The sequence below is a fragment of the Flavobacterium sp. GSP27 genome, from assembly GCF_003970395.1.
Classification (GTDB): domain Bacteria; phylum Bacteroidota; class Bacteroidia; order Flavobacteriales; family Flavobacteriaceae; genus Flavobacterium.
The window spans coordinates 196,207-222,418 of record NZ_RYDP01000004.1 but is presented as its reverse complement, the minus strand read 5'-3'; the positions used below and the strand labels follow the sequence as shown (position 1 = coordinate 222,418).

The 26,212-nt window shown below is 35.8% G+C and carries 17 protein-coding genes; 14 read left to right on the top strand and 3 right to left on the bottom strand.

The window, feature by feature from the left end:
* The first annotated feature begins 51 nt into the window (after window positions 1–51).
* The 3 genes from ileS (at window position 52) to EKM05_RS05610 (ending at window position 4,588) form a co-directional block, all read left to right on the top strand.
* Window positions 52–3,516 carry an isoleucine--tRNA ligase gene (gene ileS / locus EKM05_RS05620; protein WP_126554042.1) on the top strand — a complete coding sequence of 1,155 codons (3,465 nt, stop codon included), beginning with the start codon at window positions 52–54 and terminating at the stop codon, window positions 3,514–3,516.
* 6 nt (window positions 3,517–3,522) lie between these two features.
* Window positions 3,523–3,903 carry a TraR/DksA family transcriptional regulator gene (locus tag EKM05_RS05615; protein ID WP_126457640.1) on the top strand — a complete coding sequence of 127 codons (381 nt, stop codon included), beginning with the start codon at window positions 3,523–3,525 and terminating at the stop codon, window positions 3,901–3,903.
* 85 nt (window positions 3,904–3,988) lie between these two features.
* Complete coding sequence (locus tag EKM05_RS05610; RefSeq protein WP_126457639.1) at window positions 3,989–4,588, top strand: lipoprotein signal peptidase; 600 nt, start codon at window positions 3,989–3,991, stop codon at window positions 4,586–4,588.
* A gap of 66 nt (window positions 4,589–4,654) precedes the next feature.
* On the opposite strand, the gene EKM05_RS05605 is transcribed toward EKM05_RS05610, so the two are convergent.
* From EKM05_RS05605 to EKM05_RS05595, 3 genes are read right to left on the bottom strand one after another with little or no spacing between them, the layout of a single operon-like run.
* A complete protein-coding gene (locus EKM05_RS05605) occupies window positions 4,655–4,852 on the bottom strand; it encodes a hypothetical protein (protein WP_126457638.1) in 198 nt (65 codons plus the stop codon).
* Window positions 4,853–4,888: 36 nt separating this feature from the next.
* The gene (locus tag EKM05_RS05600; protein WP_126554038.1) at window positions 4,889–5,452 is read right to left on the bottom strand and encodes a 5-formyltetrahydrofolate cyclo-ligase; all 564 of its coding nucleotides are present in this window, start codon (window positions 5,450–5,452) and stop codon (window positions 4,889–4,891) included.
* Between the two features lie 49 nt (window positions 5,453–5,501).
* A complete protein-coding gene (locus EKM05_RS05595) occupies window positions 5,502–6,464 on the bottom strand; it encodes a succinylglutamate desuccinylase/aspartoacylase family protein (protein WP_233590880.1) in 963 nt (320 codons plus the stop codon).
* 127 nt (window positions 6,465–6,591) lie between these two features.
* Between EKM05_RS05595 and uvrC the strand changes: the two genes are divergently transcribed.
* The 11 genes from uvrC (at window position 6,592) to EKM05_RS05540 (ending at window position 26,183) form a co-directional block, all read left to right on the top strand.
* On the top strand, window positions 6,592–8,391 hold the full coding sequence (gene uvrC / locus EKM05_RS05590) for an excinuclease ABC subunit UvrC (protein WP_126457636.1): 1,800 nt from the start codon (window positions 6,592–6,594) through the stop codon (window positions 8,389–8,391).
* A gap of 74 nt (window positions 8,392–8,465) precedes the next feature.
* Window positions 8,466–10,664 (top strand): patatin-like phospholipase family protein, encoded by a 2,199-nt coding sequence (locus EKM05_RS05585; RefSeq protein WP_126554036.1) that lies wholly within the window; start codon window positions 8,466–8,468, stop codon window positions 10,662–10,664.
* 189 nt (window positions 10,665–10,853) lie between these two features.
* Window positions 10,854–12,011 carry a homogentisate 1,2-dioxygenase gene (locus EKM05_RS05580; protein WP_126554033.1) on the top strand — a complete coding sequence of 386 codons (1,158 nt, stop codon included), beginning with the start codon at window positions 10,854–10,856 and terminating at the stop codon, window positions 12,009–12,011.
* Between the two features lie 206 nt (window positions 12,012–12,217).
* Window positions 12,218–13,378 (top strand): 4-hydroxyphenylpyruvate dioxygenase, encoded by a 1,161-nt coding sequence (gene hppD, locus EKM05_RS05575; protein WP_126457633.1) that lies wholly within the window; start codon window positions 12,218–12,220, stop codon window positions 13,376–13,378.
* Between the two features lie 320 nt (window positions 13,379–13,698).
* Window positions 13,699–14,469 (top strand): DUF3108 domain-containing protein, encoded by a 771-nt coding sequence (locus tag EKM05_RS05570; RefSeq protein WP_126457632.1) that lies wholly within the window; start codon window positions 13,699–13,701, stop codon window positions 14,467–14,469.
* The gene (locus EKM05_RS05565; RefSeq protein ID WP_126554032.1) at window positions 14,469–15,404 is read left to right on the top strand and encodes a tryptophan 2,3-dioxygenase family protein; all 936 of its coding nucleotides are present in this window, start codon (window positions 14,469–14,471) and stop codon (window positions 15,402–15,404) included. Before EKM05_RS05570 ends, EKM05_RS05565 begins: the two co-directional genes overlap by 1 nt.
* A gap of 22 nt (window positions 15,405–15,426) precedes the next feature.
* A complete protein-coding gene (locus EKM05_RS05560; RefSeq protein WP_126457630.1) occupies window positions 15,427–16,647 on the top strand; it encodes a peptidoglycan DD-metalloendopeptidase family protein in 1,221 nt (406 codons plus the stop codon).
* A gap of 180 nt (window positions 16,648–16,827) precedes the next feature.
* The gene (gene pgi / locus EKM05_RS05555) at window positions 16,828–18,471 is read left to right on the top strand and encodes a glucose-6-phosphate isomerase (RefSeq protein WP_126554030.1); all 1,644 of its coding nucleotides are present in this window, start codon (window positions 16,828–16,830) and stop codon (window positions 18,469–18,471) included.
* A 380-nt stretch (window positions 18,472–18,851) separates the two neighbouring features.
* Window positions 18,852–22,097, top strand: coding sequence for a carboxypeptidase regulatory-like domain-containing protein (locus tag EKM05_RS05550; protein ID WP_126554028.1), 3,246 nt, complete (start codon window positions 18,852–18,854; stop codon window positions 22,095–22,097).
* A gap of 261 nt (window positions 22,098–22,358) precedes the next feature.
* Complete coding sequence (locus EKM05_RS05545) at window positions 22,359–25,652, top strand: TonB-dependent receptor (protein WP_126554026.1); 3,294 nt, start codon at window positions 22,359–22,361, stop codon at window positions 25,650–25,652.
* 96 nt (window positions 25,653–25,748) lie between these two features.
* A complete protein-coding gene (locus EKM05_RS05540; RefSeq protein ID WP_126554024.1) occupies window positions 25,749–26,183 on the top strand; it encodes a hypothetical protein in 435 nt (144 codons plus the stop codon).
* Window positions 26,184–26,212: the final 29 nt, after the last annotated feature.

Genomic DNA, 26,212 nt, shown 5'->3' with positions numbered 1-26,212 from the left:
ATAATTCATAACTATTCCTTACTTTCGCACCTCGATTTAGAAAAGGATAAAATGAGCACAAAATTTACTGAATACAAAGGACTTGACTTACCAACTGTAGCGTCAGAGGTACTTGATTTTTGGAAGAAGGAAAACATATTCGAGAAAAGTGTAACCACTCGTGAAGGAAACACCCCATTCGTGTTTTTTGAAGGGCCGCCTTCGGCAAATGGATTACCGGGAATTCACCACGTAATGGCACGCGCCATTAAAGATATTTTTTGCAGATATAAAACTCAAAAAGGGTTCCAGGTAAAGCGTAAAGCCGGCTGGGATACGCATGGCTTGCCGGTGGAATTAGGAACCGAAAAAGAATTGGGAATCACCAAAGAAGATATTGGAAAAACCATTTCCATCGAAGAATACAACGAAGCGTGCAAAAAAACCGTAATGCGTTATACAGACGTATGGAACGATTTGACCGAAAAAATGGGCTATTGGGTTGATATGGAAGATCCGTATGTGACCTATAAATCCAAATATATGGAAACGGTTTGGTGGATTTTGAAACAAATCTACAACAAGGACTTGATGTACAAAGGCTACACCATTCAGCCTTATTCCCCAAAAGCAGGGACAGGATTGTCATCTCATGAAGTCAACCAACCAGGAAGTTATCGTGATGTAACGGATACGACTGTTGTGGCACAATTTAAAGTCCTCTCCCCAACCCTCTCCAAAGGAGAGGGAGCTGAAACTGAAAATTCGGTATCAAAGGCTTTCGGACTCGACTCCCTCCCCAAAGGGGAGGGCTGGGCTGGGGATTTTTATTTCCTCGCTTGGACGACAACGCCTTGGACATTGCCAAGTAATACCGCTTTGACTGTAGGTCTAAAAATTGAATATGCTTTAGTAAAAACATTCAATCAATATACATTTCGTCCGGCAACATTGATTTTGGCTAAAAAATTAGTTGCAAAACAATTCGGGAAAGGGTTCTTTGAAAGTACAGAACCTGCTGATTTTGAAAATTTCAAAGAAGGCGACAAGAAAATTCCGTTTCAGGTTTTAGCAGAATGCAAAGGAGCTGATTTAGTTGATATTCGGTACGAACAACTAATGCCATTGGTGCTTCCGTATCAAAATGCTGAAAATGCTTTTAGAGTAATTTCAGGAGATTTTGTAACTACCGAAGATGGAACAGGAATTGTACATACCTCACCTACTTTTGGTGCTGATGATGCAAGAGTAGCAAAAGAAGCTACGCCAGAAATCCCGCCGATGTTGGTGCTGGATGAAAATGGAACTCCGGTTCCATTAGTAGATTTACAAGGAAAATTCACCTCACATGTGGGCGAATATGCTGGTAAATATGTGAAAAATGAGTATTATAACGATGGCGAGGCGCCAGAGCGTTCCGTAGATGTTGAAATTGCCATTCGATTAAAAGAAGAAAACAAAGCCTTCAAAGTAGAGAAATATGTCCACAGTTATCCGCATTGCTGGAGAACCGATAAGCCGATTTTATATTATCCATTGGATTCCTGGTTCATAAAAATCACGGAGGTTAGAGACAGAATGTTCGAACTGAACGAAACGATTAACTGGAAGCCAAAATCGACTGGAGAAGGACGTTTTGGAAACTGGATAAAAAATGCCAATGACTGGAATTTATCGCGATCCAGATTCTGGGGAATTCCATTGCCAATTTGGAGAACTGAAGATAAACAAGAGGAAATCTTAATTGGTTCTGTTGAAGAATTATACAACGAAATTGAAAAATCTATCGCTGCAGGTTTTCAAAAAGAAAATCCTTTTAAAGGTTTTGAAATTGGAAATATGGCTGAATCCAATTACGATTTAGTTGATTTGCATAAAAATGTAGTCGACGAAATCACCTTGGTTTCTGCTTCTGGAAAGGCAATGACACGTGAAGCTGATTTGATTGATGTTTGGTTCGATTCTGGTTCCATGCCTTATGCGCAATGGCATTACCCTTTTGAAAACAAAGATAAAATAGACGCAAATAAGGATTTTCCTGCTGATTTCATTGCTGAAGGAGTGGATCAAACGCGTGGTTGGTTTTATACTTTACATGCCATTGGGACATTAGTTTTTGATAAAGTTGCCTATAAAAATGTAGTTTCTAACGGATTGGTTTTAGACAAAAACGGACAAAAAATGTCTAAACGTTTGGGCAATGCCGCAGATCCATTTGAAACATTAAAAGAATACGGTCCAGATGCGACGCGTTGGTACATGATTTCGAATGCAAATCCTTGGGACAATTTGAAATTTGATTTAGAAGGAATCGCTGAGGTACGTAGAAAATTCTTTGGGACATTATACAACACGTATTCGTTCTTTAGTTTGTATGCCAATATTGATGGTTTCAAATATGAAGAAGCAGAGATTCCATTAAACGAAAGACCGGAAATTGACCAATGGATTATCTCTGAATTGAATACCTTGATAAAAGATGTAGATACCTATTATGCAGATTATGAGCCAACTAAAGCGGCTCGCGCAATCTCTGAATTTGTTCAGGAAAATTTGAGTAACTGGTACGTTCGTTTGTGCAGAAGACGCTTCTGGAAAGGGGAATACGCACAGGACAAAATCGCGGCATATCAAACTTTATATACGTGTTTGTTAACCATAAGTAAACTTGGTGCGCCAATCGCTCCGTTTTTTATGGACAAACTTTACAGAGACTTAACTGTAGCAACACAGTCGGAAAAATATGACAGCGTACATTTGGCCGAGTTTGCAATTTCGGTTGAAAACTATGTTAATAAAATGTTGGAGAGCAAAATGCAGAAAGCACAAACCATTTCATCATTGGTTTTATCACTCCGAAAAAAGGAAATGATCAAGGTGCGTCAGCCGTTGCAAAAGGTAATGATTCCGGTGCTTGACGACAATCAAAGAGCCGAAATTGAAGCTGTTTCTGACCTGATAAAAGCAGAGGTAAACGTGAAGGAAATCGTACTTTTGGATGATGCTTCCGGTGTTTTGGTGAAACAAATCAAGCCTAATTTTAAGGCACTTGGACCCCGTTTTGGAAAGGATATGGGGTTGATTTCTAGGGAAATACAAGGGTTTTCTGCGGCACAGATCAGTCAATTGGATAAGGATGGAAGCCTAAGTATTGTTATTGCAGGAAATACCGTAATTTTAACACAAGAAGATGTCGAAATTACCTCACAGGATATTGAAGGCTGGTTGGTAGCAAACGCTAACGGAATAACGGTTGCGCTGGACATTACAATTTCACCAGCATTAAAACAAGAGGGAATTGCCAGAGAATTAGTAAACAGAATTCAGAATATTCGTAAAGATTCCGGATTTGAAGTTACGGATAAAATTAAAGTGCAACTGAAGAGAAACGGACTTTTAGAGCAGGCAATTTTAGAAAATGAAGCCTATATAAAATCAGAAACACTGACCAGTGAATTGGTATTTGTAGATGAAATAACAAACGGTACGGAAATAACATTTGATGAAATAAAAACAATGATATTAATTTCAAAATAATATAAGATGACAGATGAAATCACAAGATATTCTGATACTGATTTAGCAGAATTCAAAGAGATAATCCTTGGGAAAATTAAAAAAGCACAGGCTGATTTAGATCTGATAAAAAGTGCGTACATGAATGATTTAAATAACGGAACTGACGATACTTCGCCAACTTTTAAAGCCTTTGAAGAAGGAAGCGAAACGATGTCTAAAGAAGCAAACTCTCAACTGGCAATTCGTCAGGAAAAGTTTATTCGGGATTTGAAAAATGCCCTTTTCCGTGTCGAAAATAAAACGTACGGAGTGTGTAAAGTCTTCGGTAAATTAATCGGGAAAGAAAGATTGAAAATTGTCCCTCACGCTACAATGAGTATTGAAGCAAAGAACCTGCAACGATAAACTACTAGTTAAACAATATTTAACGCTCCATTGGGAGCGTTTTTTTTGATTAAATTGCTATTTTTGCGCCATTAAAATTTATAAAATGTCATTACGAAAAGCCTATCTCCTTATTTTTATTTTACTGCTTGTTGATCAAGTCACTAAAATCTACATCAAAACTAATTTTATCTTAGGGGAAGAAGTCGAAGTATTCAAATGGTTCAAAATCCTTTTCATTGAAAATGAGGGAATGGCATGGGGAACAGTAATTCCGGGGGTTTACGGAAAATTATTTTTAACCCTTTTTAGATTGGTTGCTGTAGGCGGAATTGGGTACTGGCTATGGGATTCTATAGAAAGAAAAAATAGTTCTAACTATCTAATTGTTGCCATCTCATTGATTTTGGCAGGTGCTTTTGGGAACATCATCGATTCTGTTTTTTACGGAATTATTTTTGATGATAGTCAGCAAGAAGTGGCTACTTTATTCTCGGATCAACCGTATGGAACCTGGTTTCACGGAAAAGTGGTAGATATGTTTTATTTTCCTTTTTGGCACGGAAATTTACCTAGTTGGTTGCCAATTTGGGGTGGAAAAGAATTTACTTTTTTCAATGCAATTTTCAATATTGCTGATATGGCTATTTCGACAGGAGTTGGAATCTTGATTTTTTTCAACAAAAAAGCTTTTCATCACGAATAGATTCGACGTTTTTTATAACATACAAAAAGACCTGTTCCTGATTTGAGCAAGTCTTTTTTGTTTGTATTAATTTTTATTGTGTCCGGGGGCATATTGTTTAGCGCTTTTCCCTCCATATATTTTTTTTGCTTGACCTGGAGGTAGTTTTTTAGCTTTATAGGATGATCTGCTGGTTCCAGTGTGAATACTGCAGCTTGAAAAGGAAACTGCAAATAGAATAACCATAACGCTTACGGCAAATCTTGAATTTTTGAATGTTCTCATAAGTTAAGTGGATTGTATCAGTTACAAAAGTACGGATTAAAATTTATAAACTTGATTCGGAGTCACACAGTAATCCAGTTGTATATCGCCTTCAAAAATATCGGTAATCAATTCTTCGGGTTCGAAGAAAGAAAGTCCAATTTTGATTGCATCCGGTTTGCACTCTGATAAAAATTTGTCATAAAATCCTTTGCCGTAACCCACCCGATGTCCTTTTTTGTCGAAAGCCAAAAGCGGAACAAAAATCACATCGATTTTAGTAGAAGGAACTTCAATACCATCTACCGGTTCGGGAATGTTATATTCATTTTTTTTGATTCGGGTATTATCAGTCAAAAGAAAATGCGTCATCTTTCGGGTGGCAAAATCAGCTTTGGAAACAATAATCTCTTTGTCTTTTCCGGATAATATGTGAAGAATAAATTCTGTATTGACTTCCTTTTGTTCTGTTATGGGAAGGAAAATATGAAAATAGGTTTTCTCCCAAAGAGGAAGTGTGAGTGTTTTATTGGCTACAGCCAAACTCTTTTCCTCGATTTCATTTTCGGAAAGGAAGTTCCGTAAGGCTTTGTATTTTTTCCGTAAGGCTGTTTTATTCATGTTTTATTATTTTGAACCGGATGCAAAAGTATGGATTGTATACTCGTATTTAAAGAGAAAGATGGTAGATGGCATCACCCTGGTATACGATGGGCGCATCATTTACATTAAAAATATAACCTGAATTGGGTGCTTTTACTTTGTGTTCAACCTTTCCGTAGGGATCAGAAATAGAGCCTAAGAGTTGTCCTTTGGTTACGTAATTGCCAATTTTAGTATAACCGTGAAACATCCCGGAGTATTTGGCTCTGACCCAGACGGATTTTTCTATATAAATCGTTTCTTTTTCAGGAATGATGGTTTTTTTCTTTGCATTTAACATAGCCAGATGATGCAATATTCGTTTAGAACCTTCAACTCCTTCCTGTGTGACCGCTTCATTTATGTCAATGGATTTTCCGCCTTCAAACAGCAACATTTTTACCCCCAACTTGTTACATGAATTTCTAAAAGTTCCCGGAATGTTTTTTGAATACATCGTAAAAGAGGTGTTGAAAATATCCGACAAGGCTTTTAGTTCTGGATTATTAGGAACAATACGAATTTGTGGGGCATTGAAGCGACTGGCGCCACCGGAATGAAAATCAATTACATAATCTACATGTGGAATAATTTCTTTAAGTAAATTATACGCAAACCGGCTTGCAAGTGAGCCTGTTTTACTGCCGGGGAATACCCGGTTTAAGTCCCGTTTGTCTGGAAATTCTCGGGATTGATTCACAAATCCAAAGACATTAATCACGGGAATACAGATAATGGTTCCTGTTTTTGGTTTATTGATTTTTTGTACAATCAGCTGGCGTACAATTTCGATCCCGTTAATTTCATCTCCATGAAGCCCCGCGGTGAATAATACGGTAGGCCCGTTTATTTTTGACCGTTCCACAATTATTGGAATTTTCAGTTTGGTCATGGTATGGAGTTTTGCAATTTCCATATTGATGGTTTTGCTGTCTCCCGGTAAGATGGGCTCTTTTAAGATCGTTATGTTTTTAGGTTCTCGTAGATTCATAGAAAGTTTAAAGGCTAAATTTAGAAAATTATTCGGGAAGAAATAAGAAGTGCGTCATTTTTCGCTTTTGAAAAATGTTATTTGTATTTTTGAAGTGCAAAATTAAATTAAAAAGAATCAATCTAAAATGCTACTTCCTTCACTTGAACTCCAAATCCAAACCTTACCTGATAATCCAGGCGTATACCAATATTACGACAAGGAAGGGAAAATTTTGTATGTAGGCAAAGCCAAAAATTTAAAAAAAAGAGTTTCTTCGTATTTCAATAAAATTCATGACACGGCCAAAACCAATGTGCTCGTTAAGAAGATCGTGACTATAAGACACATTGTGGTTCCTACGGAAACCGATGCCCTTTTACTAGAAAATAACCTAATAAAAACCTTGCAGCCGCGCTACAATGTGTTATTGCGGGATGATAAAAGTTATCCGTGGTTGTGCATCAAGAAAGAACCTTTTTCGCGCATATTTGCGACTCGGAGAATGGTCAAAGACGGGTCGGAATATTTTGGGCCGTATACTAGTTTCAAGACCGTAAGTACTATTTTAGAACTGATCAAAGAGTTGTATCCGCTTAGAACTTGCAATTATGATTTGAGTAAAAGCAATATCGAAAGTGGAAAATTCAAGGTGTGTCTTGAGTATCATATTGGTAATTGTATGGGGCCTTGCGAAGGATTAGAAACTTTAGAAAATTATCAAAAGCAAGTGGATGCGATTCGCGAAATCCTGAAAGGGAATTTCAAGGAAAGCATGAAGGATTTCAAGCGGGTGATGACCAATCTGGCCGCCGACATGCATTTTGAAGAAGCACAAAAAATAAAAGAGAAAATCGAAGTGTTGGAGAATTACCAGTCGCGTTCCACGATTGTAAATCCAAAAATTACGAATATTGATGTCTTTTCGATTGTATCGGATGAAAGTGCGGCGTACGTAAATTTTCTACAAATTTCGCACGGTTCGATTATTCGTTCACACACGATGGAAATCAAAAAGAAACTTGACGAAACCGATGAAGAATTACTGGAATTAGCAATTATTGAACTGCGGGAACGTTTTCAATTGCTGTCGCGTGAAATAATCGTACCGTTTCCCGTTGATTTAGGGGAGAATATAAAAGTAACTGTTCCTCAATTGGGAGACAAAAAGCAAATTTTGGATTTATCCATTCGCAACGCTAAGTTTTACCGAATTGAACAACTCAAACAACTGCAAATTGTAGATCCAGACCGTCATACAAAAAGGATTATGGCACAAATGCAAAAAGATTTGCGATTGCCTGTAGAGCCAAGACATATTGAATGTTTTGACAACTCGAATATTCAAGGGACAAATCCTGTAGCGGCTTGTGTGGTTTTTAAAGATGGAAAACCCAGCAAAAAAGACTACCGCCATTTTAATATAAAAACAGTCGAAGGACCGGATGATTTTGCTTCAATGACCGAAGTGGTTTATAGAAGGTACAAACGATTGCTGGACGAAAAGGAACCGTTACCGAATTTAATAATTATTGACGGTGGAAAAGGGCAATTGTCATCAGCGCTGAAGAGTCTTGACGAATTGGGTCTTCGCGGAAAAATAGCCATAATTGGCATTGCCAAAAGGCTCGAAGAACTTTTTTATCCGGGTGATTCTATTCCGTTATATTTAGATAAAAAATCAGAAACCCTTAAAGTAATCCAGCAATTACGCAACGAAGCGCACCGTTTTGGGATAACGCATCACCGGGATAAAAGGAGTAAAGCAGCACTGAATTCTTCGATAGAATCCATTCCCGGTATTGGCGAAAAAACGATGCTGACCTTGATCCAACACTTCAAAAGTGTTAAAAGATTGAAATTAGCAACAGAAAAAGAAATTTCGGACGTTATAGGTGTGTCTAAAGCCAAAAAAATTACCGAATTTTACAAGGCAACAAATCAATGATTAATCTAGAGTATCTAAACTTGGACAAATAATACCCAATCGCGTCCAGTTTTAGTACTGCCAAATTGCTGCTTATGAAGAAAATTGCACTAATATTTCTTGTTTTTACTAGTTTGATGGTGTTTTCGCAGGAGCAAAAAAGACCCAAAGTAGGATTGGTTTTAAGCGGTGGTGGTGCAAAAGGATTTGCTCATATAGGAGTCCTTAAGGTGTTAGAAGAAGCGGGTGTCAAGATTGATTACATAGGCGGAACCAGTATGGGTGCAGTTATTGGAGGGTTGTATGCTTCAGGTTACAATGCAAACCAGATCGATTCTATTTTTCAAGCGACCGATTTCAATGAATTAATAAATGATTTTATCCCCAGGTCTTCCAAGAATTTTTATGAAAAAAGAAACGACGAATTGTATGCTTTGGTTTTACCGTTTGACAAATTCAAAATAGGAATTCCAGAAGCCTTGTCTAAAGGGATCTACAATTATAATTTATTGAGCAGAATTACCAGAAACGTAAGACACATTAAGGATTTTAACCAGCTTCCAATTCCTTTTTTATGTATTGGAACTAATATTGAAACGGGAGAGCAAGTCTTATTGAACAAAGGGAATCTGGCACAAGCCATGATTGCCAGTTCCGCATTTCCCTCCTTATTTTCTCCGGTGGAAATTGATGGAAAAATCCTGGTAGATGGCGGCGTTGTTAATAATTATCCCATTGAAGAGGTGCGAAAATTAGGTGCGGATATCATTATAGGAGTTGATGTTCAAAATGATTTATTAGACCGAACAGAACTCAAGGATGCTACTAAAATTTTAGTTCAAATCACCAATCTTCAATCTATAGAGCGAATGAAAAAAAATGTAACGGATACTGATATTTATATTAGACCAGACGTTACACAATATGGTGTGATCTCATTTGACAAGGGAAAGGAAATAATAAGAAAAGGGGAAGAGGCAACATTTGGGATTTATGAGCAACTCAAACAACTTGTTGATGCGTCCAATCCCTACACGAAGCCCAGGTTAAAACTACTGTCAGACAGCCTTCAAATAAGAGCAATAAACAGCAATGAATTAAAGAATTACACGAAAGAGTATGTCATAGGCAAGCTAAGATTTAAGCCCGGAGTAAAAACGAGCTATGATGATTTATTAAAAGGCATTAATAATATCAATGCAACCAAAAATTTTAGCTCTATCTCATATTCATTGGAACCTAATAAAGGGGGTGTAGACCTGAACATAAATTTAGAAGAGAATTCAACAAAAACCTACTTAAAATTTGGCCTGCATTATGATAATTTATTCAAAAGTGGCGTTTTGGTAAATTTGACCCGTAAAAAAACACTTTTTAAAAATGATATAGCCTCTCTGGATATTGTTTTAGGAGATAATATTAGATACAATTTAGATTATTATATCGAAAATAGATTTAATTTGAGTTTTGGTTTTAAATCTTATTACAACCAATTTAACAGGAATGTAGCCAAAGAAATAAGCAGTACAACGTTTAATAATCCGGATATAAATTCGATTAATGTAGATTTTACGGACTTGACAAATCAAGCGTATTTCCAGTCTTTATTTGTTCAAAAATTTCTGATAGGAGGCGGAGTCGAGCTCAAATATTTAAAAATAAAATCAGAAACACTCGCCAATGTAGATCCAATAATTGACAACAGTAATTACTTCAGTCTTTTTGGCTACATGAAATTTGATTCTTTTGATAATAAATATTTTCCTAAAAAAGGATGGTATTTTACTGGTGATATTCAAACCTATTTGCTTTCGTCCAATTACACGGGCGATTTTCAACCGTTTTCTATTGCTAAAGCAGATTTTGGTGTAGCCGCAACTTTATTTAAGAACGCTACAGTAAAATTCCAAACCGATGCCGGGTTTTCTTTTGGTCAGGAAAGCGTTGCTTTTTTTAATTTTATTTTAGGAGGATATGGATATAATCCGCTTAATAATTTCAAATATTTATATGGATACGATTATTTAAGTGTGGCCGCTAATAGTTATATAAAATCAACAGGAACGATAGATTATGAGTTTTATAAAAAAAACCACATCAATTTTTCGGCAAATTTTGCTAATATTGGAGATCGGATTTTTGAGACCGTGGATTGGGTTTCGATTCCAAAATATTCTGGCTATGCCGTAGGATATGGTTTAGAAACAGTCATTGGACCTATAGAAATAAAATATTCCTGGTCCCCGGAACAGCCTAAAGGATTTACATGGTTTAGCATCGGGTTTATGTTTTAATTGTAATTTATTTGAATTTTAATTCCGATATTTGTTATTATGAAAACAATTTGGAACGGTTTGTTAGGATATCTGCAATTCCTCATTAAGAGGAATCCGGAATAGATTGTATTTTTTTTGATTTAATTAAATAAGTTTATTTCGATAAAACGATAAACTTTTAAACTTTAACTTTTAAGCAAAAAAATCATGCCTTTATACCATAAATTGGGAAAATTTCCCCAAAAAAGACATACTCAATTTGAAAAGCCTACAGGTGGTTTGTATTACGAACAGCTTTTTGGAACGGAAGGTTTTCATGGCCATTCCTCATTACTATATCACGTTCACAGACCAACACAGGTAAAGGAAATTTTAAAATCCTATTCAGTAGAACCAAAAATTGCCATTGGAAAAAACATCAAATCATTACTTTTAAAAGGTTTTGAGTTAAAGCCGGAGGACGATTTTCTGGACAGTCGTAAAGCCATGTTGATCAATAAAGATTGTATCATAGGATTAGCCGCACCCAGACAATCATTACGCAGTTATTTCTATAAAAATGCCGATGCCGATGAAATGATTTTCATTCATAAAGGGAAAGGAAAATTGCGCACCATGATGGGAAATATTTCTTTCGAATATGGAGATTACTTGATTATTCCACGTGGAATGATTTACCAAATTGATTTTGAAACTTCGGAAAATAGATTGTTTTACGTCGAATCATTTGCTCCTTTTTACACGCCAAAACGCTATAAAAATGAATCAGGTCAACATCTAGAACATTCTCCATTTTGCGAGCGCGACTTTATTTTGCCAACAGAATTAGAAACGCACGATGAAAAAGGTGATTTTCTAATAAAAATCAAGAAAGAAGGAATGATGCATGAATTCGTTTATGCCACACATCCCTTTGATGTAGTAGGTTGGGACGGTTATAATTTTCCATACGGATTTAGTATTCATAATTTCGAACCTATAACAGGTCGGGTACACCAGCCACCACCAGTGCATCAGACTTTTGAAACTTCAACTTTTGTTGTTTGTTCGTTCTGTCCGCGATTGTACGATTACCATCCGAAATCCATTCCTGCGCCTTACAATCACAGTAATATAGATAGTGATGAGGTTTTGTATTATGTAGATGGGGATTTCATGAGTCGCAACAATATAGAGCAAGGTCACATTACACTACATCCAAAAGGGATTCCTCACGGACCGGCGCCAGGTGCTATGGAACGCAGCATTGGTCATACAGAAACCCACGAATTAGCGGTTATGGTTGATACCTTTCGTCCCTTAATGGTCACCGAAGAAGCGATGGGATTGGACGACGGTCAATATTACAAATCTTGGGTCGAGTAATTAGAAGCTATTTCCTGCTGTACGCTTTATCTTTTCCTGGCTAAAGAAGCCAGAAAAAGGTAATTGCGAGAGCAATTCGACCATCAGGGCTAGGGCTTTAGAGTAAACAACAACATAATTTTAAATTAATACATCCGTGTACATCTGTTTTATCCGCGTCAACCGCGTTCCAAAACTAGAGATGCCGAATCAAAAAATAAATCACAATGAGCAAAGAAGTAAAATCAGTAGAATACGGACTCGAAAAAATATTTGAAGGAGCACAAGATTTCCTTCCGTTATTAGGAACCGATTATGTAGAATTCTACGTAGGAAATGCAAAACAATCCGCACATTATTATAAAACGGCTTTTGGGTATCAGTCTTTGGCGTATGCAGGATTAGAAACCGGAGTGCGAGACAGAACGTCGTATGTGTTAAAACAAGATAAAATCCGCATTGTATTAACTACGCCATTAACACAAGATTCTCCAATACACGAACATTTAAGAAAACATGGAGACGGCGTGAAAGTTGCAGCGCTATGGGTAGAAGATGCCACCAGTGCGTACGAAGAAACCATGAAACGTGGTGCGCGCTCTTTTATGGAGCCTACGGTAGAGAAAGACGAATTTGGAGAAGTAGTACGTTCCGGAATTTACACTTACGGAGAAACGGTACATATTTTTGTAGAGCGCAAAAACTATAATGGTGTTTTTCTGCCTGGTTATAAGGAATGGAAATCCGAGTATAATCCGGAACCAACAGGATTAAAATACATTGACCACATGGTAGGAAATGTGGGTTGGAACGAAATGAATACTTGGGTTAAGTTTTATGAAGACGTGATGGGATTTGTAAATTTCCTTTCTTTTGATGACAAACAAATCAATACGGAATATTCAGCATTGATGAGTAAAGTAATGTCAAACGGAAATGGAAGAATCAAATTTCCAATCAACGAACCTGCCGAAGGAAAGAAGAAATCGCAAATTGAGGAATACCTGGATTTTTATGGTGGTCCTGGAATTCAACATATCGCTATAGCAACGGACGATATTATCAAAACAGTATCGCAACTCAAAGCAAGAGGAATTGAATTTTTGTCTGCTCCTCCACATACCTATTATGAAGCCATTCCGGAGCGATTGGGAGATCACATGAAAATGATGAAAGAAGATTTAAACGAAATCGAGAAACTAGCCATCATGGTAGATGCCGATGAAGAAGGATATTTGTTGCAAATTTTCACAAAACCGGTGCAAGACAGGCCAACCTTGTTTTTTGAAATTATACAAAGAATGGGAGCCAAAGGTTTTGGAGCGGGGAACTTTAAAGCGCTATTTGAATCAATTGAGCGAGAACAGGAATTGCGAGGAACGTTGTAAAAAAGCATTATTTTTACATATTGTGAAAAAATAACTAATAAACAACATGTTTTTTTGTAAATGTTGTGTTAAACTTTTTTTTTAACAAAAAAAAGTGGATTTGTTAACTACCTTTGCACTCGCAAAAAGGGAAGGGGTGGTTTCCTTCCTGATTTCATATAAATTTCATAGTTTATAGTTTTTTGGTTAGTTAATAGCATAAAAACTCAGTCATTATTTGACTGAGTTTTTTTGTTTTGATATATTTGGAACAAAATTTGCTATTTGATATATTTGGAACAAAATTTGCTAATAGAGTCAATAAACAGACAAATTAAGTGATGAAAAAACTATTCTTATTCTTTGTGTTGATTATAACAGTAAGCTTTGATTCTCCTCAGGAAGATGCTTACGGAGTGGGTGAGTGGTTCAAATTCAGGATACACTATGGAATAGTCAATGCCGGTTATGCCACGCTGGAAGTAAAAGAGGCCATTTTGAACAACAAAAAAACGTTTCATGTTGTTGGTAAAGGATACACCACGGGGATGTCTCGTTTTTTCTTTAAAGTAGATGATTTATACGAAAGCTACATTGATAAGGAAACAGGAAATCCGTACCAGTTTGTTCGAAAAATTGATGAAGGCGGCTATACTAAAAATCAAGAAGGGTTTTTTGACCAATCTACAAACAGAGTTGTTGTAAAAGATTATAAACATAAAACCGAAAAAACACTTTACATTCCAAAAAACACTCAGGATATTCTATCGGCCTTTTATTATTTAAGAAACTATCCTAGTATCGATAAATTAAAAATTGGAGAATCAGTGGCAATCGATATGTTTTTTGATGATGAAACTACTAAATTCAAGCTAAAGTTTATTGGACGAGAAAATATTACCACTAAATTTGGCGTTGTTTCAGCTATGATTTTTAGACCTTTGGTACAATCAGGACGCGTTTTCAAAGAGAAAGAAAGTCTTACTGTCTGGATTTCGGACGATGACAATAAAGTACCGCTGAGGATAAAAGCCAGTCTGGCAGTAGGGTCAATCAAGGCAGATATTGAGGGATACAGAGGATTGAAAAATCCTTTTAAAACAAAAAAATAATGAGTACTAAAGACAATTCAGAAGCTATTTTAAAAGAAATTGAGCTTAAATATGAAGCGATAAATCAAAAAACAGAAACACAGCTCGAAGGATTATTGTGGTCTAAGCCAATCACCTATTGGGATTATATTCAGACAGATGCCCTGTTGAATCTTCAAATTCAGAGAACGACGCTTCCGGACGAAATGGTTTTTATCATGTATCACCAGGTTAATGAATTGATATTTAAAATGATTCTCTGGGAGATGCGGCAAATTTCCTATTGTGAAAGCATTAATACAGTGTTTTTCACGGAACGATTAATGCGAATCAGCCGTTATTTTGACATGTTAACCACCTCTTTTGATATTATGGGAAATGGAATGGAAGTGGAGCAATACATGAAATTTAGAAATACACTAACTCCGGCCAGCGGCTTTCAAAGTGCGCAATACCGCTTGATAGAATTTTCATCAACAGACCTAATAAATCTGATTGATTACCGTTATAGAGATACCATTGACCGGAATACAACGTATGAGTTTGCACTGGAACATTTGTATTGGCAAGCAGCCGGAAAAGAGTATCACAGCGGTAAAAAATCATTTTTACTGGAGGAGTTTGAAAAAAAATATAAGAAGGAATTCTTAGCCCACATGGAGGAATACAACACCATTAATATTTGGCAAAAATTCAAACAATTACCGGAATCAGATCAAAAAAATCCAGAACTAATTCAAGCCATGCGTCATTATGACCATACGGTAAATATTACTTGGGTAATGCAACACCTTAATACAGCAAAAAAATATATTGATCAAAGTGGAAAAGGCGACGGAGAAGCTACTGGCGGGAGTGACTGGAAAAAATACATGCATCCAAAATATCAAAGAAGAATTTTCTTCCCGGAATTATGGAGTAGCCACGAATTAGAAAATTGGGGAGTAGAAATGTAGATTGAATAAAAAAAAACAAGATTTGAAACAAATATTTATAATTATAATAGCACTTTTTTCTTTAGTATCATGTAATAAAATGAAGGAAGTTGTGCCGGAAAAAGTAGTGAAACTTGTTCCTAAAAAGAGTGAGTTTGGGTTTGTTCTTGCTGATTTTAATATCGTTAATGATACTATCGAAAGGGGAGATACTTTTGGAACTATTATTCAAAATCAGAATATTGGGGAACGAAAAGTATATGATATTATTGCTAAAGTGAGAGATTCGTTTGATGTAAGAAGTATTAGAATCAACAGGCCTTTTACGTTGTTGAGGTCCAAGGATAAAAAACATAATTTACAGGCTTTTATTTATCAACCCGATGCGCTGAGTTATTACGTGATTGATATGCGGGACACAGCGGTAGTTGTTTATAAAAAAACCAAACCAATTACAATTAGGCGACGCACCATTGGTGGAGTTTTGAAAGAATCATTGTCGGAAACTTTAGACAATGCTAAGATTGAAGGGGCTCTAGCGAATAAAATAGCTAAAATTTACGCCTATTCAATTGATTTCATGAAACTCAAAAAAGGAGATCGTTTTGCGATAACGTTTACAGAGCGCTTTATAAATGATTCCGTTTATGATGGAGTCGAAGAACTGGAAGCTTCTTTTTTTGAATACGGAGGAAAAATTATTTATGCCTTTCCCTTTGCGCAGAACCCCAATTCAGATAAAATTCAATATTATAATGAAGAAGGGAAAACACTAAAAAATTTCTTTCTTAAGTCTCCAATAAAATTCAGTAGAATTTCGTCAAGATTTTCAAACAGTAGATTTCATCCGGTTCAGCACAGATGGAAAGCACATAAAGGAACGGATTATGCGGCGCCTCATGGCACACCTATAACCACTACGGCAAGCGGCGTTGTGGAGCAAAGTGGTTTTACTGCCGGAAACGGGAATTTTGTAAAAGTTAAACATAACGGAACCTACTCAACACAATATTTGCACATGTCAAAAATACTCGTGAGACGCGGACAACGGGTCAGTCAGGGACAGGTTATCGGTTTAGTAGGAAGCACAGGTTTGGCAACAGGGCCACATGTTTGTTATCGATTTTGGAAAAACGGAAGACAAGTAGATGCATTAAGACTTAAATTGCCTAGTGGTGAACCGATGAATGGCGCTAATAAAAGTCGGTTTTTGACACAAATAACGCCCTTGAAATTTGAACTGGATAGTGTGGCTAACCTGTAAATAACATTTGTAAAATCATCACAATTTTTTTCAAAAAAGACGAGTTGCTTAGTGTTAGTCCCAAAAAACACTGAAATCTTGTTATATTACTATAGTTTAATATAATGCAAAACCATTTTTCATTAAAACTAATTTCACTATTTTTACCCTATTAAAATAATACTACAAAACACACAATAAATGGCTTTAAATACCACAAATCCAACCGAAACAAGCGCTTGGAAAAAACTTGAAAAGCATTACAGCGAAATGCAAAAAGCGTCGATTCAGGAATTATTTCAATTGGACGAATCCAGAACAAAAAAATTCAATTTGAAATGGAATGATTTTTTAATTGATTATTCAAAAAATATTATTAATCAAGAAACACTTCAGTTGTTATTACAACTAGCAGATGAAGTAGGACTTAAAAGTGCTATTGCTGATTATTTTAATGGTGCAATAATTAATCAAACCGAAAATAGAGCAGTACTTCACACCGCATTGCGTGCCAAAAAATCAGCAATAATAAATGTTGATGGAAGTAATGTACTTACTGAAATTAATGAAGTAAAAAGTAAAATTAAATTATTTACCAATGAAGTAATTTCCGGCAAAAGAACAGGTTTTACAGGGAAACCGTTCACGGATGTGGTCAATATAGGCATTGGAGGCTCGGATTTAGGGCCTGTTATGGTTGTTGAGGCATTGCAATTTTATAAAAATCATTTAAATGTTCATTTTGTTTCTAATGTGGATGGGGATCATGTAAATGAAATCATAAAAAAACTAAATCCAGAAACAACGCTTTTTGTGGTTGTTTCCAAAACATTTACAACTCAAGAAACATTAACCAACTCTGAAACCATCAGAAAATGGTTTTTAAAATCGGCTACTCAAGAAGATGTGGCCAAGCATTTTGTTGCCGTTTCTACCAATATTCAAAAAGTAACAGCGTTTGGGATAAACCCAGACAACGTATTCCCTATGTGGGATTGGGTTGGAGGGAGATTCTCTTTGTGGAGTGCCGTTGGACTTACGATAAGTTTAGCCGTTGGGTACGATAATTTTGACGGCATGCTAAAAGGAGCCAATGAGATGGACGAGCATTTCAAAACTGCCGATTTTGACCAAAACATGCCGGTTACGTTAGCGTTATTGAGTATTTGGTACAACAATTTTTTTGGTGCCGAAAGTGAAGCTTTGATTCCGTACACGCAATACTTACAAAAATTAGCCCCCTACTTGCAACAAGGAACAATGGAAAGCAATGGTAAAAGTGTGGGTCGGGACGGGAAACCGGTCAATTACCAAACGGGGACGATCATTTGGGGAGAGCCAGGAACGAATGCGCAACATGCCTTTTTTCAGTTAATTCACCAAGGGACAAAACTGATACCTGCAGATTTTATTGGATTTGTAACTCCTCTATACGGCGACAATGATCATCATGATAAACTAATGTCTAACTTTTTTGCACAAACAGAAGCATTAATGCATGGGAAATCAGAAGAACAAGTACAAGCTGAATTTGATACACAAGGAATTTCAGCTGATAAAGCAAAATTCCTTTTGCCATTTAAAGTTTTTACAGGTAACAAGCCTACAAACACTATTTTAATCCAAAAACTGACACCCGAGACGCTAGGCTCTTTGATTGCCTTGTACGAGCACAAGATTTTTGTACAAGGAGTGATCTGGAATATTTTTAGTTTTGACCAGTGGGGAGTTGAATTAGGAAAACAATTGGCTAATTCTATCTTGGAAGAAATTAATACGAAAACGGTTCAAACACATGACGGATCTACCACTTTTTTATTGAATCATTTTTTGAAGAATAAATAGGAGCAAATAAGCTACTGATTTTTATGATCGTATCAATTTTCATTTAAGGTTGATTACTGCTCTGTTTTTGATGGAGGTATAAAACACTAAAAGCCTTGATTTTAGCTAATTCAGGGCTTTTTAGTATTTAAGTAATTCTGGCAGAGTACTTTTTTTAAATTTGTGTTATTTTTTTTAGTATTTGCAATTGGTAATTTGGTGTGGATAATTTAATATAAAATGATTTTAATTGAATAATTTCTTTTTTTTTTAATTAAAAAAAGCGAGATTATTGGTTTGAGATAAAAATTCTGTTTAAAAGAAACGATATTCTTAACGTTATGTTAACTTATTAAAGCAAAAATGTTATATTTTTGCCAAATATTAATAAACTAGACAATATGAAAAAATTTTTAAAGTTGTTTTTTGCATTAGCGTTATTATTTTGCGCTAATCCTAACCTTTACGCACAGGGAAATACAAATTCCTCTGTAAGCGGAAATGTTTATGATAACGATTCTCAAACTTTACCAGGGGCATCTATTCTTGCAGTACATACTCCTTCAGGTTCCCGTTACACTGCATCTACAGATGGGACTGGTAATTTTAGTATTTCAAACATGAGAGTAGGGGGACCTTACAAAATTACTATCACTTATGTAGGTTTCAGAAACCATGAAGAAAACGAAATTTATCTTCAATTAGGAGAAAATAAAACCTTTAAAATTGCTTTGGCTGAAGAGTCAAATCAATTGAAAGAAGTAGTAGTTAGAAGCGCAAGAGACAATACGTTTAATTCTCAAAGAACAGGAGCGCAAACAGTAATTAATTCTGATAAAATCAATTCATTACCTTCCTTATCCAGAAATATTTCTGATTTTGCACGATTAACACCTCAAGCTCAAATAAGGGGAGATGATCAATTATCTATTGGTGGTCAAAATAACAGATTCAATGCGATTTACATCGATGGAGCTGTAAGTAATGATGTTTTCGGGCTAGCTGCTAATGGAACTAACGGAGGACAAACAGGTGTAAGTCCAATCTCTGTGGATGCAATTGAGCAATTTCAAGTAAGTGTAGCTCCCTATGATGTGAAACTTTCAGGTTTTGCTGGTGGAGCAATTAGTGCAATTACTAAGTCAGGAACCAATGATTTTGAAGGATCTGCCTATTTTTTCAATAGAGATGAGTCTATTTCTGCTAAAACGCCCCCTTCATTGGCAGGTGCAAACGGAAGACAAAAGTTAGCTGATTTTTCTGCGCAAACGTACGGAGTTCGTGCAGGTGGATCAATTGTAAAAGACAAATTGTTTTATTTTATCAATTATGAAAAACAAAACAATGAGACACCACAACCGTTTGAATTTGGCACTTATACAGGAAGTTCTACATTAGCAAATATAGCGGCCTTAACTGCAAAATTAGCAGGTTTTGGATATGATCCAGGTTCTTATAATAATAATGTCAGAACACTTAAGAGTGATAAAATTATTGCTAAGTTAGACTGGAACATCAGTGACAATCATAAATTATCTTTGAAACATAGTATTGTTGATGCGGAGAATTTCGCTCCAAGTCGCTCCTCTGCAACTGCAATTAGTTTTATCAACGGAAGCCAATTGTTCAATTCAAGAACAACTTCAACAGCCTTAGAATTAAATTCAAGATTTAGTAACAAATTCTCTAATAACCTTGTTGTAGCTTACACGAAAGTGGTTGATGATAGAGACGCTTCAGGCGGTCCGTTTCCTACAGTGCAAATTAGAGATGGTGCTGGTAATATTTTCTTTGGTGCTGAAGCCTTTTCAACAGCGAACTTGTTAGACCAACAAACATTGACAATTTCTGATAATTTCGAGATAAATCTTGGAAGAAATAAAATCACGATTGGGACACATAATGAATTTTCACAATCTAAAAACGTATTCTTTGGTAACAATTTTGGTGCCTATCGGTACGATAATTTAGCTGATTTCTTGGGAGATAAAAGACCAAATAGATTTTTATTAAACTATTCTTTAATCGGTGGTAGTGGAGATGAGTCATTAGGAGCAGCTGAGTTTGGAACAAAACAATTTGGTTTGTATGTTCAAAATGACATGAGATTGACTGAAAATTTCAAACTTTCTTACGGAGTAAGAGTTGATATGCCAGTATGGGAAGATGGTTTAGTAAATAATGATTTTAATGTTAGAACGGTTGGTTTATTACAAGCAGCCGGTAAAAACTTGAAAGATGCCAGAGTAGGTCAAGGGATATCTAATTATGCTCATTTTGCACCGCGTTTGGGTTTTAATTATGATGTAAACGGTGCCAAATTGACTCAAATTAGAGGTGGATTTGGAGTATTTACTTCTAGATTACCGCTAGTATGGCCAGGTGGAACATACAATAATAATGGAGTTACTCAAGGTGCAATTCAAATTACAGGAACAACTAATACTCAAATGCCAGTATTTAACCCTAATCCAAGTGTTGATAGTCAAATAGCGCCGCTTCCTGCGTCTTTTCCTAGACCGGGTTCGGGTAGTAGAGGTGGTAACATTGATATTTTTGCAAAAGATTTTAAATTACCACAGGTGTTTAAAGCAAGTTTTGCAGTAGATCAAAAATTACCATTAGGCTTCGTATTTACATCTGAAATTACTTATAATGACAATATCAGTGCTATAAAGTATGAAAATTTGAATGTCAAAGCATCGACAAGTAATTTAACTGGAGCAGATACAAGACCTACTTATAACGCAAACAATAGAGTGGACAGCAAGTATTTAGGGATCTATTTAGCCTCTAATACAGATGAAGGAAAAGCTTATAATGTGTCTTTCACGTTAACTAAAAACTTTAGATCACCATTTATTGACGGTAATATTTCTGGTACGTATTCTTATGGTAAGTCTACCGTTCTATTGGATGCAACCTCATCTCAAAACAGTTCTCAGTGGAATAATACTGAAACCGTTAATGGAGCTAACTTCCCAACCTTGTCAAGATCTGATTTTGATCAAGGCGTAAGAATTATTTCAAATGGGAACGTTACTCTAAAATGGAGTAAATTCACAAAATCAAGAATCGGTTTCTTCTACGAAGGGGCACAAGGAACTCCAATTAGTTATGTTTATAATGATTTTGGAAATTTGTTAAAAGATACATTCTCTAATTCAGCATTGATTTATGTTCCTGCTGCAAGATCTGAAATTAATTTAGTTAGCACAACTAATGGTTTGACTGCTGATCAACAATGGGATGCACTTAGTGCTTTCATTGAAGGAAATGAGTATTTAAGAAGCAGAAAAGGTGGATATGCGGAGCGTAACGGAGATCGTTTAAAAACGACTCATGTTGTCGATTTGAAATTTGCTCAAGAATTTACTATCAATGTAGGGAATAAGAAACATACTTTAGAATTCACTGCTGATATTTTCAACTTTACCAATCTTTTAAATAAAAATTGGGGTAAACGATATTTCACTAGCTTCGACCAAGTGCAATTGCTTCAACAAGTTGGATTCCTAGCTAATGGTACTACACCAACTTTTAGATATAACCCTGCTGTAGGGAATAATGTTAACCAAGTTGATGATGTAGGTCTTAACTCATCAAGATGGCAAATGCAGACTGGTGTTCGTTATACGTTCAACTAGTTTAGCAAAAAATAAAAAAACCCTCATTTCAATTTGGAATGAGGGTTTTTTTATGACAAAAAAATACTTTTGTAGCTTTTTATAAAGAACAAACAGGAACAAGATAAAATCAAAACTATGGTTTTGTTCTAAAAAACATAAAAAATGTTTGCAGTCAAAAAAAATGTTTTAAAGTACAATATTCTTAACACTATGTTAACTTTTTAGGAAATTAATGTTATAGTTTTGCCAAACTTAATAAACTAAACAAAAAAAACAAAAATGAAAAAAATTATTTTTATTTTGATTATTTTTCTATCAGTTATAGCGCATTCGCAGGTTACTAGTTCTGCTATGTCTGGTACTGTTAAATCAAATGCTGGAGAGACTCTTCCGGGAGCTTCAGTTGAAGTTGTCCACATGCCTACAGGCACAAAGTATTTCTCTACCACAAGTGCTAATGGAGGCTATGCGGTTCAGGGACTTAGACCAGGTGGTCCGTACACCGTAAAAGTGACTTATGTGGGTTACAAAACAACTCAAATTACAGAAATTAATGCTCCTTTGGGGAATAATCTAACTGTAAATATTGTTGTAGAAGAAGAATCAAATGCTTTGAATGAAGTAATTGTTTCTACTAAATCAAAAGGGACTTTCAATAAAGGAAGAACTGGAGCATCTCAACAATTTTCTAACAGAGAAATCACAGCTGTGCCAGTAACAGGAGCACGTTCCATAAATGCTATTACCAAGTACAATGCCAATGCAGGTAGTAACGGTACTTTTGGTGGACAGGATTCAAGATTAAACAATTTTACTATTGACGGATCGGTATTCAATAATGGTTTTGGTTTAGGTAGTGATTCACAAGCAGGAGGAAGAACCGGTTCTACAGCTATCTCTTTAGATGCTATTGAACAATTACAGGTAAATATTGCTCCTTATGATGTACGTCAATCTGGGTTTTTAGGTTCTGGAATCAATGCGGTTACCAAAAGTGGAACCAATGAAGTGGAAGGATCAATATACAATTCATTCCGAAGCAACAAAAAAGACTTCATAGGAAGTAAAGCAGGAGAAAGAACAGTAGTGCCTGGAAAATTTGAAGAAAAAATTTGGGGTGCCAGAATTGGAGCACCAATCATTAAAGATAAATTATTTTTCTTTGGGAATGTTGAAACTATAGAGAACATTAGTCCGGCTACTACTTGGACATCTACAGGTTCGCCACAAGCAAGTGCGCAGGTTTCTAGACCTACTTTCGAACAAATGCAGACACTTTCAAACTTCTTGCAAGATAAATTTAATTACACTACTGGTCCTTGGGAGAATTATGATTCAGAAAGGATTTCAAAAAAATTCCTAGCCAGACTTGACTGGAATATTAATGATAATCATCAATTAACTGCTCGTTATGTATTTCATGATTCAAGTTCTGATGAATTAACATCGAACTCAAATTCATTAGGTTTTGGAAATAGAAGAACAAGTCCTCTTGCAATGTCTTTCAAAAACAGTGGATACGTTATTCAAGATAATACTAGATCAGTAGTTTTAGAATTGAATAGTAAACTAAGCAATTCGTGGTACAATAATTTTATAGCTGGTTACGATAAGCAAATTGAAGACAGAGCATTACAAGGTGGTGGGTTATTTCCAACAATTGATATTTTGGATGGGTCTACTACAGCTATCTCGGCAGGTTTAGATCCGTTCACGCAAGGAAATAAACTTTCGTATTCTACTTTACATTTTACAAATAATTTGACTAAAACCATAGGAAAACATTCTTTATTGTTTGGTGCTAACTTTGAGTACTTCAAATCAAGCAACTTGTTTTTCTCTGGTTCAAATGGTGTTTACACTTTTAATTCACTTTCTGACTTTTATGCAGCAGCTAATCAGTCTGCAAACACAGGTGGCATTCCATCAACAACGGCACTTCCTGCACGTCTTCAATTCAGATATTCTGCATTGCCAGGTGCTCAAGAGCCATTACAAATCTTCAAGTCAAACAAATTAGATTTGTACACGCAAGACGAAATGAAACTGAGTGACAGATTCAAATTAACAGTAGGATTACGTGCCTCAGCAGTATGGTTTGCTGATACAGCACTTGAAAATCCTGCAGTTACTGCTTTAACTTTCGGACAAGGAGAAAGATTTAATACTGGCGAAATGCCTGAAACTCAGTATTTGTTGGAGCCAAGAGTTGGTTTTAACTTAGACTTAAATGGCGATGCAACGACGCAACTTCGTGGAGGTAGTGGTGTTTTTACAGGAAGAGCACCTTCAGTTTATTTATCTAATGCAATTGGTAATAATGGAGTGCTTACAGGTTTTGTTGATGTAAGTGGCACTGCATTGGCTTCTGGTGGGTATGGTTTTACTCCAAACCCAAATGATTATTTTATTCCGGATACTCCAACGCTTCCTACTACTTTTGAATTGGCTTTCACCGATAAAAAATTTAAGTTTCCGCAAGTTTGGAAAACTAATATAGCGGTTGATCAAAAACTTCCTTTTGGTTTTGTAGGTACAGTAGAAGGGATTTTTCAAAGAAATATTAATGCGATACATTATTATAATGCTAATTTTGATGCGCCAGTTGGAACTTTCAGCGGTCCGGATAACAGACCAAGATATGCTCGTACCGATGCAGGTGTTCGTGTTAATGATAATGTTTCCAGTGCCGTTGTTTTAACAAACACGGACAAAGGATATTTTTATTCTTCAACCTTTAAATTAGAGTATCCATACAAAAAAGGGCTATGGGGATCGTTTGCATACACGTATTCAAGTGCTAATGATTTGTTATCTCCGGGTTCTATTGCTTCTGGTTCGTGGACGGGCGCTAGATCTGTAAATGGAAATAACGACTTACCTTTAGCATTGTCTAACAATAATACACCACATAGATTAGTTGGTATTTTAGGATACAAAATTGAATACGGTAAAAATGTAGGGGCGGCAACTTCAATCAATTTAGGATACATTGGAGAACAATCCGGACCGTTTTCCTATTCTTACGGGGGTGATATGAATGGTGACAGAGTAAATAACAATGACTTGATTTATGTCCCTAAAAATGCAAATGAAATTCGTTTTCAATCACTTTCAGTAACAAATGGGACTGTGACAACAGTCTACACTGAAGCGCAACAACAACAAGCTTACGAATCCTATATCAATCAAGATGATTACCTTTCTACTAGAAGAGGGCAGTATGCAGAGAGAAATGGAGGAGTTTTACCTATGCTACATAGATTAGATTTATCAGCAACTCAAGATTTTTATATTACAATTGCGGGTAAAAAGAATAATTTTCAATTCAGAGCTGATATCCTGAACTTTACTAATTTCATTAATAAAGATTGGGGAGTTACACAACGAGTTACAAATACAAATGTTTTGAACTACAGAACAACGACTACGAATGTTCCTTTTTATCAATTAGCGACTCAAGTAGAAGCTAACGGAACTCGAGTTTTAATAAAAGACACTTTTCAAAAAAATGCTTCAACTTTTGATGTTTGGCAAGCACAATTTACACTTAGATACATTTTTGGTAAGTAGGAGTAATTTAAGTGTTTGAATATTTAAAACCACGTTGAAAAACGTGGTTTTTTTATGCCTTTTTTGCTTATATTTGTTAAAACAAAAATATTATTTATGGACGATTTTATTCAAAAATTTCATTCTGGCTGGGCTTATCTGGCACTTTTAGTTTTAGTGGTGGCTGTGGTTAATTCTTTGATAGGGATGTTTTCTAAAAAAGAATTTACTTCCAAAGACAGAAAGATAGCGCTGTTTGGCTTAATAGCAATACACACTCAATTAGTAGTAGGTGTACTTTTATACTTTGTGTCTCCCAATGGTTTGAATATGATAAAAGCCGTTGGAATGGGTGGGCTGACAACGGAAAGCCGATTGTTGGCTTTAGAACATCCTTTGATCAATATAATAGCAATTGTCTTGATTACTATTGGGTGGTCAAAACACAAAAAAGCAACTACAAGCGAATCTAAATTTAAAACATTTTCTATTTTTTATGGTTTAGGATTAGTGCTTATTTTAAGCCGAATCCCATGGAAAATATGGTTTTAAAAAAACCGTGAAAGCTCTAGAAATAGAGC

Bases quoted from the DNA above. Each gene is read 5' to 3' on its own strand.
- EKM05_RS05600 (WP_126554038.1), bottom strand. From the start codon at position 5,452: ATGAATAAAACAGCCTTACGGAAAAAATACAAAGCCTTACGGAACTTC.
- EKM05_RS05540 (WP_126554024.1), top strand. From the start codon at position 25,749: ATGGACGATTTTATTCAAAAATTTCATTCTGGCTGGGCTTATCTGGCA.
- EKM05_RS05570 (WP_126457632.1), top strand. From the start codon at position 13,699: ATGAAAAAACTATTCTTATTCTTTGTGTTGATTATAACAGTAAGCTTT.
- uvrC (WP_126457636.1), top strand. From the start codon at position 6,592: ATGCTACTTCCTTCACTTGAACTCCAAATCCAAACCTTACCTGATAAT.
- EKM05_RS05615 (WP_126457640.1), top strand. From the start codon at position 3,523: ATGACAGATGAAATCACAAGATATTCTGATACTGATTTAGCAGAATTC.
- ileS (WP_126554042.1), top strand. From the start codon at position 52: ATGAGCACAAAATTTACTGAATACAAAGGACTTGACTTACCAACTGTA.
- EKM05_RS05595 (WP_233590880.1), bottom strand. From the start codon at position 6,464: ATGAATCTACGAGAACCTAAAAACATAACGATCTTAAAAGAGCCCATC.
- hppD (WP_126457633.1), top strand. From the start codon at position 12,218: ATGAGCAAAGAAGTAAAATCAGTAGAATACGGACTCGAAAAAATATTT.
- EKM05_RS05580 (WP_126554033.1), top strand. From the start codon at position 10,854: ATGCCTTTATACCATAAATTGGGAAAATTTCCCCAAAAAAGACATACT.
- pgi (WP_126554030.1), top strand. From the start codon at position 16,828: ATGGCTTTAAATACCACAAATCCAACCGAAACAAGCGCTTGGAAAAAA.
- EKM05_RS05565 (WP_126554032.1), top strand. From the start codon at position 14,469: ATGAGTACTAAAGACAATTCAGAAGCTATTTTAAAAGAAATTGAGCTT.
- EKM05_RS05605 (WP_126457638.1), bottom strand. From the start codon at position 4,852: ATGAGAACATTCAAAAATTCAAGATTTGCCGTAAGCGTTATGGTTATT.
- EKM05_RS05550 (WP_126554028.1), top strand. From the start codon at position 18,852: ATGAAAAAATTTTTAAAGTTGTTTTTTGCATTAGCGTTATTATTTTGC.
- EKM05_RS05610 (WP_126457639.1), top strand. From the start codon at position 3,989: ATGTCATTACGAAAAGCCTATCTCCTTATTTTTATTTTACTGCTTGTT.
- EKM05_RS05585 (WP_126554036.1), top strand. From the start codon at position 8,466: ATGAAGAAAATTGCACTAATATTTCTTGTTTTTACTAGTTTGATGGTG.
- EKM05_RS05545 (WP_126554026.1), top strand. From the start codon at position 22,359: ATGAAAAAAATTATTTTTATTTTGATTATTTTTCTATCAGTTATAGCG.